Annotated in this window: 11 protein-coding genes; 4 read left to right on the top strand and 7 right to left on the bottom strand. The window is 67.2% G+C overall.

Annotation, left to right across the window (positions count from 1 at the left end; all coding sequences use genetic code 11):
- From BUE48_RS07935 to BUE48_RS07945, 3 genes are all read right to left on the bottom strand, one after another.
- A complete protein-coding gene (locus BUE48_RS07935) occupies positions 1-1503 on the bottom strand; it encodes a VMAP-C domain-containing protein (protein ID WP_286989537.1) in 1503 nt (500 codons plus the stop codon).
- 143 nt (positions 1504-1646) lie between these two features.
- Positions 1647-2918: an MFS transporter gene (locus BUE48_RS07940; RefSeq protein WP_286989539.1), complete on the bottom strand. Its 1272-nt coding sequence runs from the start codon at positions 2916-2918 to the stop codon at positions 1647-1649.
- A gap of 1361 nt (positions 2919-4279) precedes the next feature.
- Complete coding sequence (locus tag BUE48_RS07945; protein WP_286989541.1) at positions 4280-4486, bottom strand: hypothetical protein; 207 nt, start codon at positions 4484-4486, stop codon at positions 4280-4282.
- Positions 4487-4834: 348 nt separating this feature from the next.
- Between BUE48_RS07945 and fxsT the strand changes: the two genes are divergently transcribed.
- Complete coding sequence (gene fxsT / locus BUE48_RS07950) at positions 4835-7366, top strand: FxSxx-COOH system tetratricopeptide repeat protein (protein WP_286989543.1); 2532 nt, start codon at positions 4835-4837, stop codon at positions 7364-7366.
- Positions 7367-7426: 60 nt separating this feature from the next.
- On the opposite strand, the gene BUE48_RS07955 is transcribed toward fxsT, so the two are convergent.
- The gene (locus BUE48_RS07955; RefSeq protein WP_286989545.1) at positions 7427-8764 is read right to left on the bottom strand and encodes an HEXXH motif domain-containing protein; all 1338 of its coding nucleotides are present in this window, start codon (positions 8762-8764) and stop codon (positions 7427-7429) included.
- A 30-nt stretch (positions 8765-8794) separates the two neighbouring features.
- Positions 8795-10027: an FxsB family cyclophane-forming radical SAM/SPASM peptide maturase gene (locus BUE48_RS07960; protein WP_286989547.1), complete on the bottom strand. Its 1233-nt coding sequence runs from the start codon at positions 10025-10027 to the stop codon at positions 8795-8797.
- Positions 10028-10655: 628 nt separating this feature from the next.
- On the opposite strand from BUE48_RS07960, the gene BUE48_RS07965 reads away from it, so the two are divergent.
- The 3 genes from BUE48_RS07965 to BUE48_RS07975 all read left to right on the top strand — a co-directional run bounded on the left by BUE48_RS07965 (position 10656) and on the right by BUE48_RS07975 (position 15906).
- Positions 10656-12737 carry a SpoIIE family protein phosphatase gene (locus BUE48_RS07965; RefSeq protein ID WP_012851966.1) on the top strand — a complete coding sequence of 694 codons (2082 nt, stop codon included), beginning with the start codon at positions 10656-10658 and terminating at the stop codon, positions 12735-12737.
- Positions 12738-12989: 252 nt separating this feature from the next.
- Entirely contained in the window at positions 12990-14723 is a 1734-nt protein-coding gene (locus BUE48_RS07970) for an RNA polymerase sigma factor (protein WP_502694597.1), read from the top strand.
- Positions 14724-14910: 187 nt separating this feature from the next.
- Positions 14911-15906: a hypothetical protein gene (locus tag BUE48_RS07975; protein WP_012851968.1), complete on the top strand. Its 996-nt coding sequence runs from the start codon at positions 14911-14913 to the stop codon at positions 15904-15906.
- Positions 15907-15930: 24 nt separating this feature from the next.
- Here BUE48_RS07975 and BUE48_RS07980 read toward each other — a convergent pair whose 3' ends face one another.
- Complete coding sequence (locus BUE48_RS07980) at positions 15931-16689, bottom strand: YaaA family protein (RefSeq protein WP_286989550.1); 759 nt, start codon at positions 16687-16689, stop codon at positions 15931-15933.
- Positions 16690-16805: 116 nt separating this feature from the next.
- Positions 16806-17036 (bottom strand): DUF7455 domain-containing protein, encoded by a 231-nt coding sequence (locus BUE48_RS07985; protein WP_012851970.1) that lies wholly within the window; start codon positions 17034-17036, stop codon positions 16806-16808.
- Positions 17037-17226: the final 190 nt, after the last annotated feature.

A 17226-nucleotide genomic window follows, 5' to 3' on the forward strand; every position in this document is an offset into this window, starting at 1 on the left:
TCAGGCCGGCGCGCTGAGCCGGACATAAGGTTCGGGGAGCCGGTCGGCGTCGTCGAACATCAGCGTGAGCTGGAACCCGAGGTGGTCATCGGCCGGCGCCTTCTCCAATGCACGCAGGGCCTTGCGCCGCAGCTGCAGCACGCTTTGCGGAAGAGAGAACACCCCTTGGTCCCACAACTGCTGGACCTCGGTGAAGAAAGAACCCGGGTCGCTTTCCCGGCGGCGGCACCAGACGGCGATCGGTATGCCCGCGTGCAGGCTGACCCACAGCTCGTCGGGCGTCTTTTCGCGCTCCGCCGACGGGGGGAAGGACATCGCGACGCCGATCGAAGATTCCTCCAGCAGGTTGTTGTAGAGCAGCTCGTGTCCCAAAGTGCTGCGTACCGGCAGCCGGCACAGGCTCGCCCGGGTGGGGTTTCCACGCAGCCAGTTCCACTTGCGCCGCCAGTTGTGGTGCAACGTCCGGCTGCGCATCCGGTCGAAGCTGCGTACCACGACCGGGTACTCGATGCCCAGCCGGCGCGTCAGCCCTTCGATATTGATCTGGATCTGGTCGAAGGGGACGTCCAGCAGGACACGAGGCAGAACGAACTCCACCATCAGCTCGGTGTGGGGCCGGTTGACGACCTGTGGGTCGGCGAGCAGCTTTTCGATCACCTCTTGCAGCCGGTGCCGCGGGAGGGGATCTTCATCGTCACAGTGGAGCATGACGCCGTGTTCGCCGTCGCACTGCAACCAGGCCGAGGTGAGGTAGTGGTCGGCGGTGATGGCGTCCGGCCGGAATTCGATGATCAGGTAGCTGTAGGGGCCGGCGGACTCGGCGGCAGGGACGGTGCCTTCCAAAGCGCGTACGGCGCGTTCGCGGACCGCCCCTTTGGCTTCGGGTGCCAGTTCGAGCCGATCGGCGAACCGGTCGGCCCAGGAACGCAACGCGCTTGCGGTGGGTTCGGCGACCCGGGCCGCCAGGTTTTCGACGAACACCAGCAGCGGTGGAACCCCATCCAGGCCACTGGTGAGTTCTTCCAGCTGAGCGAGGACTTCGCTCAGATCGCCGGGGTCGCAGTGCAGCGGTGGCCCGAGCGGCTCCACCGCCTTCCGGTACAAGTCGGCGACGAGGGCGGGGGTTATCGTCCTGAACCCGCCTTCGGCTGACTCGCGCACGATCCGGTGCAGGTCAGAGCGCTCCTGGAAGGTCAGCAGCGGCTCAGGGAACAGCTGCTCGACCAGCTCTTTGACACGCCGCACGGCCCTGCTGTCTCCACAAACCTGCTCAACGATCTTTACCAGAGTCTGGATCGCCCCAGGGTAGGCGAGGCATGCCCGCACCAAATGCATCACGTCGTACAAAGGGCGTTCATCGCGTGCGAAGGGCAGGTAGTGCCCCAGGGCGTCTTCCAGAAGCTGGATGTACAGATCCCGGTCGCTCTGCCGCCGCATGCCCTCTACCTCTAGGAGGGCGCGAACCAGTTGCAGCTGTTCTTCGAAATCTGGTGACCAGGCCACTCGGCCTCACCCCCTCTGGGCGCAGAGCCGCCGCATCCCCCTCCCGGTCGCCATATCGTACGTGCTCCAGAAGTGGTGGTCAGTTGGGCGCTTGTCAAGAACCCGTGCCGGAGGGAAGCAAGGGGTATTGGCCGAAGTCTCTATTAGAGGGCGCCTTCAACAACATTTTGGGATCGTCCGATACTGGTGAGGTGGTCGTAGGTGACCGCGCATGTCAGCAGGACCATGGTGATGAACACCGACCAGATGACTGCTTGCGTGTCCAGCATGGAGATCACCAGTCCGGCCATCAGCGCGCCGATCGCGGACGGGGCTCGGGTGGCGAAACTCTTCAGGCCGGCCACTCTGCCACGTAGCCTCTCTGGGACGCTCCTCGCTTGGTAGGCGGTGAGGGCGACGTTCATATGCCCTCCGACGAATCCCACTCCGAACCAAGCGGCCACCAGGACGATCGGGTGGTCGGAGATGAGAAGCGTGAGGGTGAGGAGTAGCCATATCCAGGTGCAGATTGTGCTTACCCGGGAGAGCGAGATCCGGTACAGCAGCCGTGGGGCGGTGCATGCGACCAGCATTCCGCCAACGCCGGAAGCGGCCAGCAGGATGCCGATGAAGGCGTGAGGGAATCCGTTTTTCTTGGCCATGATGATGAGCAGCAGAATAATCGCCTGGAAAAGCAGGTTGGTGATGGTGCATACCATCATGGCTCTTCTCATGGGCTTGTCGGATCGCAGCCAGGTTACGGCTTCACGGATTGGGGTGGTATGTCTTTTGCCGCACCGGTCCATCCGGAATCGGTTTTTTTCTATCTTTGTCAGGGTGAGAACGGAAATCAGGGTCGTTGCCGCGCCGAAGGCGAAGGGGTAGGCTGAGCCGGCCCCACAGAGAAAACCGCTGAGCGGGCGTCCCAGGGCCAGCGCCCCATGATTTTGTGCTTCGCTCTTGCTTACTGCTTTGAGCGTCGCCGTCTCTTTTGGTGGGAAGAGCCGAGGGAAAGCTGCAATTTCCGCGGTATTGTAGAGTGTTAGAAAGACGCCATCCAAGGCCGCTGCGAGCGGTAGCAGCACCATGAGCAGGCGGTGGCCTGCCGATCCCGCCAGTCCCGCTCCCAGCAGCATGAAAACCAGGGCGCGGGCCAGCTGGCTATAGATCATGATCTTCCGCCGGTCGAAGCGGTCGGCCAGCACTCCCGCCAGCGGGTACATCAACAGGATCGGCAGAATTCCGGCAGCCGTCACTGCACCGGCGAAGGCAGGTGAGAAATTCGCCTCCAGTGCCAGCAGAGGAAATGCCATGGTGACGCTGATGCTGCCGAGCCGCGATACCGTCGAACCACCGAGCAGAAGCCATAGGTCGGTTGACTGTTGTGCTTCCGGACGATCGAGCTCGGCGGCCTGGGTATCAACCGTCTCGGTCAACTCTGTACGCTCCTCTGCCTTGCTGGACCGCCGGCGTCGGTGCGTTCTCGGTTCAGGCCGGCCGGATGGTGGAGGCATTATCCGATCAAGGATCTGCCGATGCGTTCATTGCAAAAGCTTGATAATTTCCTGCCGGCCTCTTAGACTGGCATGAGAAGTGTGCGCATGGCACACAGAGATGCGGTGTGAGAATGGTACCACCGCTCGAAGATGATGTCCGAATTTACAAAATTGGGCATCTCTATTTTGGCCCCTTTTGTAGCATTTGTCGGGAGATGTCGCAAATCTTTCAAAGAAAGAGTGTTTTGTGGCGTCTGTATATCGGCGTCCAGGTGATGGCTTGCTTGTGTCTTCTGTGACCATGAAGATCGTTTGTCCTTTTCGGGGGCTGCTGGTGCCCCTCGGACGCCACACGAGTGACAAGTGCGGCAGTACGGCGGCAAGCAGGGGGAACGCCATCTCGGTCTGCTGGACGCGTCCGGATCTCTGCGCCGATCACAGCGTCCGGGTGCGACGGGGGAGAGCTTGTGACCCGACACTCGGCGTGTCGCCGTAGTGACAGTGTTCGATGGGTGCCGCCCCTTGGGATAGCGAGTCGCAGTGATCTACAACACTGACTCAGCTTCAAAGCCGCATAGCGGTCGGCACCCTTCATGGCCTGGTGGCCGGTGCAGGTCCAGGAGCGGCCTGCCCGCCGCGCGGATTCGGACACCACGCCTTGAGGGGACAGGTCTTCAGGGCGTGGGGGCGCTCTGTTTCCAGGCGGCATCGCGCCGGGCTCGATGCGACGGACGGCCACAGTGGGGCGGCAGGCGCTGAACCTTATTTCAACACGCCGTCTCCGCGGGCCGAGGCGGGCGCCCTTGCAGCCGAGGAGGAAGCCGTGACCCACCGGCCGCTGCTCCGCGGGGCGCCGGGGCCACGAAAAACGCTCGAACCGGGCCGGGAGCATGCTGAGCCGCCTCAACCAGCGGTTGCCTTCTCACTGCAATAGGCGGTGTGCCGACCGTGTCCGCCTGGAGCGCCGGCAGTTCTTGGTGGTGCTTCAGTGTTAGTTATGACTGAACGTAAAGCAGTTACGGTTGAGCGTAGAGCTTGAGACTGAAGCTTTGGCAGCAGTTTTAAGCTCACAGGGCACCAAGAAAGCCGGTGCTGTTGGCAGCCTTGCCAGAGCTACGGCATGGCCAAGGGAACGGACCGCTGCAAGCGGTTTGCCGTCACCCGCCCCCATTGTCGCCGGTGGCGGTGACGGTCTATCCAGCGGCCGGGACAGGGAACACGGCGGCTCTGCGGGCCGCCTCGTTGTCTGCACAGAAGGCGGCGCGTCCCCCGGTGTGCAAGGACGCGCCGTTGATCAGGTGTCAGGCGGCGGTGTGAGTGGGCTCCGGCTCCATGACCGAGTCGAAGCCCGCGGACGAGACCACCGACGAGGTTAGGGCGAGGGCCTCCCGAAGCTCCGCGAAGAAGGGCGAGTCACCTTGCCCGTCGTCCAGCTTCTGGAGCTGAATCAACGTCAGCCCCGACAGGTCGATCAAAGAAGCCTGGTGGGCGAGTTTCTGGTCTTGCATGGCCTTCTCCCTTGCGATGACCACCGGTGTTCGCCGCGACGACGGTGTCGATCTACACAAAAGCGACAAAACGCTCTCTTGTTCATAGTGCCATGGCCTGGCGGCCATGGGCCATCCCCGAAGCTCCACCGTGGCCCGGAGAAGCAAGAGATCAGACGATGTCCCAATTAAGGGGCGGCCGAAACGTGCTAATACGGAGAGCTGAATAAGGGCGGGAGGGAGGAGAACTGCCGAACTATGGCGTATTACATGATCGCTGTCTCTTTGTTATGGGACGCTCGGTTGAGCGAGCTTAAGATTCCCGGAAGGGAAGTCTTCCGTGGCGGTCTGGGAAAGCGGAGGTGGGGCATGACGCGGGGAGGATACACCGGGGCCGGCGGGCCGTCGGTTGCCGTCCCTGAGGTCTGGGGGAAGATCCCGCCCCGCAACAAGAACTTCACCGGGCGGGAAGAGCTGCTGGCCACCCTGCGGCGGAACATCAGCGGGCAGGTGACCGTGGTGGTTCCACACGCCCTGCAAGGCCTGGGCGGTGTGGGCAAGACCCAGATGGCGATCGAGTACGCCTGGCGGTTCCGGTCCGAGTACGAATTGGTGTGGTGGATCCCGGCGGATCAGCCCATCTTGGTCCGTTCGTCCCTGGCGGCGATGGCTCCGCACCTGGGCCTTCCCTCGGCCTCGACCATGGGAACGGAGGAGGCCGCCGAGGCGGTGCTGGCGGCGTTGCGCCGGGGCGATCCCTACTCGCGCTGGTTGTTGATCTTCGATAACGCTCACGAGCCCGAGGACATCAACGATGTCATTCCCCGCGGGCCCGGCCATGTGCTGATCACCTCTCGTAACCAGCGCTGGGAGGGAGTGGCCGAAACCCTCCCGGTGGACGTGTTCACCCGGGAAGAGAGCGTGCAGTTTCTCAGCAAGCGAGTGCCGCGGGCGATCAGCCCGCAGGACGCCGACCACCTTGCGGAGGCGCTGGGAGATCTGCCGCTGGCCCTGGAACAGGCGGGCGCGCTGCAGGCGGAGACCGGCATGTCGGCCAGTGAGTACTTGCGGCTGCTGCGCGAGCGCACCAGCCAGTTGCTGTCGGAGGGCAAGCCCAGCGAATACCCGGTATCGATGACGGCCGCATGGGCGCTGTCGGTGAACAGCCTCAACGAGAAGATGCCCGAAGCAGTGGAACTGCTGCGGTGCTGTGCCTTCTTCGGACCCGAACCCATTCCCCGGGACGTCTTCTTCCGGGCCCACCCGGGGCTGGGCCCCAAACTGTCCGCACTGCTCAAAGATCGCATCCGGCTCACCCGCGCGATCGGGGAACTGGGCCGCTATGCGTTGGTGCGCATCGACTTGGCCAGCCGCACGATCCAGGTGCACCGGCTGATTCAGGCCCTGCTGCGCGATCAGCTGTCCGAGGCCGAGCGGGCGCGGATCCGCAACGAGGTGCACCTGCTCCTTGCCCAGTTCGCGCCCGAAGACCCCGAGGACACCAACAACTGGGGCAGATACCAGCAGCTGGTCGGGCACATCGAGCCGTCGGGAGTGCGGGAGAACCAGGACCCGGCGATCCGTGACTTCGCCCTTAACATAGTGCGATACCTGTACATGTCCGGTGACTATGCCTCGGCCCGCCGGCTGGTCAATCAGCTGCTGGATCAGTGGGCGGCCGACGCCGGCCAAGAAGATCTCCGCATTCTGGCGGCCAGGCGGCATCTCGGCAACATCCTGCGGGCTCTCGGCGAGTACAGCGCCGCCTACGAGATCAACAGGGCCGCACTCGACGCCGCTCGGGAACGGGGCTTGGAGAGCCATCCAGAGGTGGTCAACCTCACCAACTCGCTGGGGGCCGACCTGCGGGCCCGGGGCGAGTTCGCTGAGGCGCTGAAACATGACGCCGAGTCCCTCAGACTGCACGAGGAGGTCTTCGGCAGGGAGAACATCGCGACCCTGCGAGCGATGAACAGCCTCGCACTGGACTACGGGCTCAACAGCGACTACGCCCGCTCCAGGGAGCTGCATCAGGATGTGTTCGATCTTTTGCACTCCGAAGAGCAGAACGCCGGCGCGGCCACCGTCCTGAACGCGTGGACCGGGCTGGCCCGTGCGGTACGGCTGTGCGGTGACTACGCGGAGGCCTGCGACCTCGGCGAGGACGCCTACTACTACGGCATCGAGCAGTTGAGCGCCGATCATCCGTGGACCCTGCGGACGGCCAAGGACCTGTCCATCGCCTGGCGACGCGCAGGCGACTATGAGAAGTCCCTGGAAGTGGCCGAGGAGATGCACTCCCGGCACTTCCGGCTGTTCGGGATCGACCACCCCGACACCTTGGCCGCCGCGATCGCCCTGGCGAACATCCAGCGGACGGTGGGGCGGCTGGATGAGGCCATGGAGCTGGCCGCCGACACGGCCCGGCGCTACTCCAAGGCGTACGGCGGCGACCATCCCTTCAAACACGGCTGTTACGGCAACCTGGCGCTGCTGCGCCGGGTGTGCGGGGACGCTCAAGGCGCCCGGGAGACCAACGAGAAGGCATTGGCGGGCCTGGAGAGCAAGCTCGGGCGGGACCACCACTACTCGCTGACGGTGGCCACCAACCTCGCCAGCGACCTGGCGGTGCTGGGCGATCTGGAGAACGCCTGCCGGCTCGGTCAGGGCACGCTGCGCAGGCTGCGCAAGCTTCTGGGCGAGACGCACCCGATGACGCTGCTGTGCGCGGCGAACCTGTCGGTCTCCCTACGGGCGGCCGGCGAGGAGGAACAGGCCGAGCGGCTGTACGAAGAGACCATCGACGCCTACGCCAGAACGCTGGGGCTGGAGCACCCGGACGCGGTGGTCGCCCAGGAACGCCGGTACCTGGACGCCGACTTCGACCCGCCGCCCATCTGATCCGAAGCCAGGTCCGCCCGGTGTCCGTCTCCCCCCGCGAGACACCGGGCGGATCTCCTTTCAGGAGGCGGGCAGCAAAGAGGGCTCCCCGTTGCGGAGCCGCCAGCGGGTCAGGTGACGGCGGGCAGCCTCGTGGGCGCGCTCCAAGGCCGGACGGCTCACCGGCTCGTCCAGCCAAGGGCGCAGGGTGCGGCGCATCCGTGCGACGAACGCCTCGCCTTCGGGGGTGAGCCGGCCGCTGGCCAGCAGGGTCCGGGCGCCCAGGTCCGCCGCCTCCCGCCAGCGGGCGAAGTCGCTGTGGGCGCGCAGGGCGAGCGGGCCCGACTCGCGTTCGCGCTGGCGCCGCCAGAAGCCGGCGATCCCGAGGTGGGCGTACGTGCCCTGCAGCAGCCCTTCGGCCGGACGGGGATCCTCCCGCCAGGGCGCGTAGTAGCGGCTGCCGTCGTCGGGCAGGGTCAGCGGGACCACATCCAGCAGCGCCGACAGCTTGGTGTGCTGCACCTCGTGGGCCAGCGTCACCGCGAAGAAGTGGGGGTCGGGCGGGGTCGACAACCCCACATTGCCGAAGGCGTGCCGGGGCGTGGCGCTGGATTGGCCCTGCTTGGGCGGGGTGAGCGGAGTCAGCACGGTGATGGAGGAGACGACCTCCTCGGCGGTGGTCCAGTGCCCGCTGCACAGAATCCGCCAGGCCTGCTGGAGCGTCTCCCGCCAGTGCCGCAGTTCTTCGTCTGTGAGCCGCCGGTCCAAAGGGGCGCTCCCAGGGGCGCGGTCGGGGTCGTGGTCGTCCAGCAGGAACTCCACCCGGGATCCCTGCCACTGGGCGCGCAGCCGGCGCAGCGCCTGCCAGCCGGGGCCGTCTTCGTGCGGGTCGGCGGGGATCGTGATGGTGGTGCCCGCCGCGATCACTTCGGACCGGTCGGGGCTCGACCGTACCAGCGCGGTGTCCTGGCCCGGGAGCAGCGCTCGTCCCAGGGAGGGCAGGATGACGGCGCCCTCTCGTACGGGGACCTCCACCGTGCAGGGACGTCGCGCCCGGACGGCCGCCGCGGCGGCCAGGGCCGCCAGTTCCCCTGGGTGGGCCGTCTTCGGATCCCCTTGCTCGCCGAGCAGTGCCAGCAGGGTGCGCCGTGCCCAGACCCCCACGAGGGGGTAGGACAGCACGGACCAGGTCTGGGCGGGGTGGGTCTGCTCGATGTCGGCCAGCAGGCGGTAGGCGCGCCGGGCCTGGTCCGCCTCGGCATGGCCGACCTTGACCGCGGCGTTCTGCACACCATGGATCAGCAGCATGCGTTTGCTGCGCTGCGCCGCGTGCAGCGCGGTCAGGGCGCGTGCCCCGCCTCCCCCGGCGGCCAGGGCGAAAAAGTCCTTTTCGGGGATGTGGTGCCTGCTGAGATCCATCGAAGACTGCCTCCGCATGATTGAGCACGGTCAGGAGGAGGGCCGGATCAGCGTCGCCATGTCCTTGGCGACCGCTCCTTGGATGTGGGTGATCAGGCGGAACAGGTCCGGGCAGTAGACCGAAGGGTTGGCAAATCCCGTACCGGAGCGGTAACGGTGCGTGTAATGCCCTCCGCCGCAGACCCGTTGCAGCGGGCAGGAACGGCACTGAGCGGCCAGTGCGCGACGGCCGATCTGCCGGGCGGCGATCTGGGGCAGCAACAGCGCGGAGTCAAAGGAATCCCGGGCGACGTGCAGCGGGGTCCCCGTGGCGCCGTGGTAGGCGGACTTGAGCGTGTCAACCTGCTCGATGGCGCCGTTGGTCTCCACCACGGCGACGGCGACCGGCGAGAGCCCGACCGCCTCGCTGCTCGAGGGACGCCCCAGCAGCAGCCGGAAGATCTCGCTGAACAGCCTGATCCGGGTCTTGCGGACCGGCGCCCGGTACCAGTGCTCGAACACTTCGATGAGCCAGTCGGCATAAGGGGTGGCTGGGTCACCGGGGACGCGTCCGGGAGGCGGGGTGTCCCAGTTGCCGTGGGGGAGCAGGAAATCGATGCTCGGCGGCTCGAATTTCAGCAGCGCCTCATAGCAGGAGACCGGGTCGTTGCGCAGGTCGATGGTGCTGAGCAGACCGCTGAACAGATGCCGGTAGGCCGGGTCGGTCAGCTTGCGCAAACCCGCTGTCACCGCGGCGTGGCTGCCCCGGCCGTTGGCCCACCGCCGGTGCCGGTCGTGGGCCTCCTCATCGCCGTCCAGGCTGACGCCGACAGAGATGTTCAGCTCGTCGAACAGCGCCAAAAAGATCGAATCAAGCCGGACACCGTTGGTCTGCACATGAAAACGCACCGAGATATCCGGGCCCGCAGCCGCGCGTATGGTGTTCACCGCGTATCGGATATGGTCCGGACCGGCCAGCAGCGGCTCACCGCCGTGCAGAATGACCGAGACCTCTGACAGCTGGTTGGCGCGGGCGTGCTCGGCGATTCGCCGGGCCGTGTGGTCCAGGACGGTCCTGCTCATCCGCCGGGGCTGTCGCCGCCATCCCTGGTCGGCCATCTCGTACATGTAACAGTAGTCACAGGCCAGGTTGCAGCGGCTATGGATCTTCAGGACGAACCGGTTAAAGGGGGTGGGCCGCCAGCCCGACTCCAGTAGCCCCTGGACGTCGAGCAGCGCCGGCCATTCGCTTCCGGGACCCGTCGGACCGGCGGCGACTGTCACGCTGATCAACCCCCATGGTTGGATACGAGCGCGACACTGCGCTTTGCCCGACTTGTAGTTATATGTACACCCTAAGAAGATTCTCAAAACCCGCCAACCCCTCCGATGTGCGTGATGGGGGTTGTACTTGTTCCGGTGTGGTCGGAAAAACGGTGAAGTTCTGCCTATATCGGCCGTGAAGAGACCGTCATCCTGCAAAGTGACCGGAACCGGTCACCGATGTTGTCCGTGATCGAAAGCGCGCAGCCGGGTAACGCCGTCTCGCCCACCCGCCGGTGCCGTACGGCGTAGGATCTTCTGACGGCCGCCCGTCGTCGGAGTGCCGCCCCGCCGAGCTCTCCGGCGGCATGGGGGACGCCCGTCACCTGGTGACCGGGGATGGGCGGCCGGCAAGGCCGTCCGAACATGTTGCCGAACGGGACTTCCTTCGGCGCTGAACCCCCGAGATGATGAAGACCTGATTCCGACCGGTGTTGCGATGGAGGTGGGAGCGCTAACCTGCTCCCATTCACTCATAGTGATGAAGACTTGCCTCACGGTACGGGCTCTTCTGCTATCCGTGCTATCCGGAAGGCTCTTGAAAATGAGCGCCGCCGACCGGCGACCGAAGGATTCGGAGGTGTCGAAGATGAGCGCCGATACGTCCGTGCCGCATCCACGGGTCGCCGGCTTGGACGCGGTCGACTCGGCGTTGCTGGCGGCGCTCATGAAGGACGCCCCGGTGGGGCTCGCGCTCTTCGATGAGGAACTGCGCCTGCGGCGGGCCAACGACGCCATGCTGGAGATCCTGGGAGCGCGGGCCGAGGACGCGCTGGACCGGCGGCTCTCGCAGGCGCTGCCGGGCGATCCGGCCACCACCGTGGAGACCGCGCTGCGCAAGGCGCTGGCCGAAGAACGCGCGGTCACCGACATCGAGCTGGCCGTGCCGCACGGCGAGCAGGACGCCTCCGGCGGCCGCCCGCGCTACTACGCCTGTTCCTGCTTTCCCTGCCGCCAGGACGACGAGCGGTCCGCAGGAGTGATCTTGACCGCCCTGGAGGTGACCGAGCGGAGGCTGGCCGAAGAGCAGATCCGGCGCAGGGAGCAGCGCTACCGCTCGCTGGTGGAGACCAGCTCCCAGGTGGTGTGGGTGACCTCCGCCGACGGGAGGGTCGTCGAGGACGCGCCGGAGTGGCGCGCGGTCACCGGCCAGAGCGTCGAGGACTACCTGGCCGGCGGCTGGCTGGCCGTGGTGCACCCCGAGGAGCGCCCGCGGGTGGAGGCGGCCTGGCGGGAGTGCCTGGCCGACCAGAGCCCCTTCGAGGCCTCCTACCGGGTGCGCACCCGCGGCGGTACCTACCGGTACTTCGATGTGCGGGCGGTGCCGATCTGGCGGGGCGATGCGGTGGTCGAGTGGGTGGGCGCCAACACCGACGTCACCGGGCAGCGCGAGGCCGAGGAGATGCGCGGGCGGCTGACCGAGCAGCTGTCGGCCGCCGCGCTGCGCACCGCCCGGCTGCAGCAGGCCACCTCGATGCTGGCCGAGGCGCTGACGGTCAGCCAGGTGGTGCAGGTGATCACCGAGGTGGGGCGCTCGGCCATCGGCGCCGACCACTCGGCGGTGGCGCTGCTGGACGACGACAAGCTGCGGCTGAGCATCATCGCCCCGGCCGAGGACGGCGACGGCGGCACGGCGCTGCGCGGCGCCATCTCCATCAACGAGCCGACCGTGATGTCGATGGCGATCCGCGAGGGCCGTCCCTTCACCGCCGGCTCTCCCGACCAGCTGCGGCTGCACCTGGGCCGGGACGAGACCGCCACCTTCCCCTGGCACGCCGACGAGCGGGCCTGGGTGGGGCTGCCGCTGCTGGCGGCCGGAGCCCCGATCGGCGCGCTGCGTTTCTCCTTCACCCGGCCGCGCGAGATCACCGAGGAGGAGCGGGTCTTCCTGGAGGCGCTGGCCGGCCAGTGCGCCCTGGCGGTGGAGCGGGCGCTGCTGTTCGAACGCGAGCACAAGACCGCCGAGGAGCTGCAGCGCAGCCTGCTGCCCAGCGACCTGCCGCAGGTGCCCACCATGCGGCTGGCCGCCCGCTACCACCCGGCCACCCGGCATGTGCAGGTCGGCGGCGACTGGTACGACGCCTTCCGGCTGCCGGACGACCGGCTGGCGGTGGCGGTGGGCGATGTGATGGGCAAGGGCGTGCTGGCCGCCGCGGGCATGGGCCGGGTCCGCAACGCGCTGCGGGCGCTGGCGCTCAACGATCCCCGGCCGGCCGCGGTGCTGGCCGGGCTGGACCGGTTGTTCGCGGCCACTGAGGACGAAGAGCAGTTCACCACGGTCGCCTACGCGGTGATCGACCCCGAGACCGGGCAGGGAGTGCTCAGCAACGCCGGGCATCCGCCGCCGCTGCTGCTGGGCGGCGAGCGGCCCGCCCGGCTGAGCACCGCCGAGCCCGGAACCCCGCTGGGCTGGCCGAGCCAGCGGCAGCAAACAAGTTTTTCCATCGAAACCGGCAACACTGTGGTCTTCTATTCCGATGGACTTGTGGAGAACCGTAGGCGGGGGGTGGACGCCGGCCTGGCCGAGCTGGTCACGGTAGCGGCCGACGCCCCACCGGAGGTGGTGGCTGATCCGGAGAGACTCGTCGACTTCCTGGTCGATCGGATGCTTGCCGGATACGAGCAAGTGGACGATGTGACCGTGCTGGCCCTGCATGTCCCGCCCAAGTAGGGCGTGCTGACCGCACAGGCGTACGGAGGACCGCCCGATGCCCTCTAAGGTGGTTGGGGTACCGGGCAGGACTCTTCGAAGCGGAATGTGCGGCCGTGCCACAATGCTTGACCTTGGTGAGAGCGGGTACGCTGCAGTGCCGCGCGATCAGTCAGGCCCTGCCGAGTGCGAGCTGCTCAGGCTCCGCCACCAGCGGGGTCACGCCCGCCAGGGCACTTGGGTCATAGCCACACGTTCGTTCGAGAGGTATTTGTGTCGCCTGCTAGCTCGACCTCGAAAGCGTCAGATCTGCACGAGCACGTCATCGGGCAACTGATCGAGCGTGGCTCGAAAGCGTCAGATCTGCACGAGCACGTCATCGGGCAACTGATCGAGCGTGGACGGTCCCAGGGTTACCTCGAAGCCGACGACGTACGCCGTACGTTCGAGGAGGCCGACATCCCCGTGTCTAAGGCCTCCAGCATCTTGCGGAGCCTCAGCAAGGAGGGTGTGACCGTCATGGTGAGCGCTGCCGACTCCGCGGCGCCGAAGCGTTCGCGCAAGCGGACATCGGCGGGGCGCAGAACTAAGACCAAGACGACGGCCGCGGCCAAGGAGCAGCAGCCGGACACGGTGACCGCGGTCGTCGGCGAGGAGACCGGCAAGAGCAAGAGCACGGGCAAGGCCACATCCAAGTCCACTTCGGCCAAGAAGAGCTCCGCCTCGACGAGCCGTGGCAGCACGACCAAGAAGTCCGCGCCGGCCAAGAAGAGCTCCACCAAGAAGTCCACCTCGACCCGCAAGACGGCCGCCAAGGCCGGCTCGGCCAAGGCGTCGTCCCTCCTCAAGGACGACCCGGAGCTGGTGGACGACGTCGAGGTCACCGACCTCGACGACGACCTGGACCTGGACGTCGACCTGACCGACGACCTCGTCGATGACGTGATCGACGAGGAGGACGAGCTGGACGAGGAGGAGGACGAGGCCGCCGAGACCTCCAAGAGCTCCTTCGGCAAGGACGACATCGACGACGACGTCCTGGTCATCACCGACGACGACGATGACGCCCCGGCCCAGCAGATCGCCTCGGCGGGCGCCACCGCGGACCCGGTCAAGGACTACCTCAAGCAGATCGGCAAGGTTCCCCTGCTCAACGCCGAGCAGGAGGTGGAGCTGGCCAAGCGCATCGAGGCGGGCCTGTTCGCCGAGGAGCGGCTGGCCACCATGGGCGACCAGCTGTCCGAAGAAGACAAGGCGGACCTGGAGTGGATCGCCGAGGACGGCCGCCGCGCCAAGGCCCACCTGCTGGAGGCCAACCTGCGGCTGGTGGTCTCGCTGGCCAAGCGCTACACCGGGCGCGGCATGCTGTTCCTGGACCTGATCCAGGAGGGCAACCTGGGCCTGATCCGCGCGGTGGAGAAGTTCGACTACACCAAGGGCTTCAAGTTCTCCACCTACGCCACCTGGTGGATCCGGCAGGCGATCACCCGGGCGATGGCCGACCAGGCCCGCACCATCCGCATCCCGGTGCACATGGTCGAGGTCATCAACAAGCTGGCCCGCGTCCAGCGGCAGATGCTGCAGGACCTGGGCCGCGAGCCGACCCCGGAGGAGCTGGCCAAGGAGCTCGACATGACCCCCGAGAAGGTCATCGAGGTCCAAAAGTACGGCCGCGAGCCGATCTCGCTGCACACGCCGCTGGGCGAGGACGGCGACAGCGAGTTCGGCGACCTGATCGAGGACTCCGAGGCGATCGTCCCGGCCGACGCGGTCAGCTTCACGCTGCTGCAGGAGCAGCTGCACTCGGTGCTCGACACCTTGAGCGAGCGTGAGGCGGGCGTGGTGTCGATGCGGTTCGGGCTGACCGACGGCCAGCCCAAGACCCTGGATGAGATCGGCAAGGTCTACGGGGTGACCCGCGAGCGCATCCGGCAGATCGAGTCCAAGACCATGTCGAAGCTGCGCCACCCCTCCAGGTCGCAGGTGCTGCGCGACTACCTCGACTGAGCGCTTCGCCCGGCGAGCCGTCCCCTGCGGGACGGCCCGTCGGGCTCGCCGTCTCCCCGCCGTCGGCGGGTGACGCCCGCGTGGTTGACCGGTTGAAAATTGTCAAGTCAAGTGTTTCGCGGGTGCGTAACATACTATTTACATGTAAGTAGCGCTGCCTGTTCCGCTTCTTCCTACGCTCCCCAATATGGGAGTGATGGAGCTCGACCGGGTGCGCCACCGGTCTTCTGGAGCACGATCCCGCACTGCACGTCTGGTACGTGGGCGTCCCTGGTGGGACCCCATCCTGGACCGGGCCGTCGAGGCCGTCCGCGACCGTTACCTGAGAGCCGGCGTGGCCCTGCTGGCCGACAGCCGTGCCGACCCGGAGGTGCGATCCCTGCGGGTGGAGGCGCTGTCCAAGGCCGCCGTCGGCTTGAGCCAGGGGATCGAGGCGTTGCTGGCCGAAGATCCCCGCAATCCCGACCTGTGGCTGTGGCTGGGACGCACCCGCGTCGAGGAGGCGTGGAAGATCCGGCCCGACGCCCGGGCTCGTTCGGTGCAGGCCTCCGGCTTCACCGCCTACACCAAGCGGATGCGCTCGGCGCACGAGCCGCTGCTGCGAGCCGCCGAGCTGTTCCCCGCCGATCCCGTCCCCTGGGAGTCCATGATGTGGATGGCCCTGGGCCTGGGCATGGACCGGGAGAACAAGGACGCCCTGTGGGAGCAGGTCTACCGGCGCTGTCCCACCCTGTTCGGGGCGCACGTGGCCCGGGTCGTCACCCTCTCCCCGCAGTGGGGCGGGATGAAAGAGGAGATGTTCGACTTCGCCCGGGTCGCGATGAGCACCGCCTCCCAGGAGGACCCGCGGGCCGCGCTGATCCCGCTGGCCTATTTTGAATATTTTGTACAGGAACGTTCCGGAATCATCCGTGGGGCGTCCTCCTGGTTCTCCGCCGACGAAATCCGCGAGGTCCAGAACGCCGCACGAGGGTGGTTCGAGGGCCATCGCCCCCATCCCCGCACGATCCAGGCGCACAACTTCTTTGGAGCCGCCTTCTACCTGGCCGACGCCCGGCGGCCCGCTCGCCAGCACTTGATCCGCACCTACGGGCGGCCGAGCGGCCGTCCCTGGAGCTACCTGGGCGACGAGACCGACCAGTACATCAAGGCCTGCCGCAACCTCAACCTCGACATCACCTGATCCGGGCCGAAGGCGCCGGGGCGATCAGGCGTGCAGGACGACGTCCAGCCGCCCGCCGCCGTCGGCCAGTTCGGCCGTGTAGCCCAGATCGCGGACGGCCTTGAGCAGCTCCTCGGGGGAGGCCGGATCCACTCCGGCGTTGAGCAGGTCATGGGCGATCTTGCCGCGCGTGGCCTTGGCCGCGTGGCTGACGACCGTGCGCCGGGGAGTCCCGTCCGGGCCGGACCTTTGGCGGAGCACCCGTACGGCCGTGCAAGGCGCCGCGGGCCGCCACGCGGCCGCATAGGGGGCCGAACGCATGTCCACCACCAGGCCCGCCGGGCGCAGCGCCCGCGCCAGGGCCGGCCGCCAGAACGCGGCCAGCGCGCCCAGCGGGGGCAGAGCGAGCCCCATCGCCAGCCGGTAGGGCGGGACCCGGTCCGTCAGGCGCAGCGCGCCCCACAGCCCAGACAAGATCACGATTTGTTCTTCGGCCGCCCGCCTGGCGTCGGCGTTCAGCGATTCCAGCGCCAGGTTCTCGTGCAGCACACCGGTGTAGAGCCGGGACGCCGGCAGGGTGGGAGCCCGGCGCAGCTCCCGGTTACGGCGCAGGGCCTCCTGCGCCTGCGTCCGCGGCAGCGCCAGCACGTGCGCGGCGTCCTCGCGCCGGCAGACCCGCTCCAGTGCCGCCAGCGCCCGTTCCCTGGCCGGTCTCAGCTCAGGGAAGCTCAGCTCCTCCAGACGCAGCGGCGGGCCGTCCCCGCCGGAGGCCTTGCCCTCCGACGGCGGCAGCACGATCAGCATGGTCTCCCCGATCCATGGTCAGCGGTGGACGCACGCGCGAACGGCGGCCACCGCTGTGATAGCCGCCGTTCGTGGTCTATGACCCCGGGGGCGTCCGGGGGCTTTTTATCGAAGGGCTACCGCTCCTGCCGGTGAGCGGTGGCCGGGGTCTTCATCAGCCGGTCGGTCTCGTCGTAGATGTCCGCCCCACAAGCGCGGAGCGACGCGCTGTACTTACGCCCGTGGTGGGCGCAGAACAGAAGGTCGCCGCCGCCCGCCAGGACCGCACGGACATAGGCCTGAGCACCGCAACGGTCGCACCGGTCGGCGGCCGTCAGCGGCTTGGTTGGGGCTAGGGCTCCGGTCACGGCACCTTCCTCAAATCTCGGGGTCGGTACTTAGGACAACATCTAACCCGACGCCGAGCTTCCCAACCCGGTTCTCACTACGCCCAGAGCGGAATGGGCCAATAGGTGACCGACGTCACATGTTGTCCGGTGCCGGGAAACTCACCGCTTCGCCTCCTGCCAGGTCAGAGCGGTGAAGCGGCGAGCCTTT

The organism is Thermomonospora sp. CIF 1 (assembly GCF_001896795.1).
In the GTDB taxonomy this organism is placed as follows: domain Bacteria; phylum Actinomycetota; class Actinomycetes; order Streptosporangiales; family Streptosporangiaceae; genus Thermomonospora; species Thermomonospora curvata.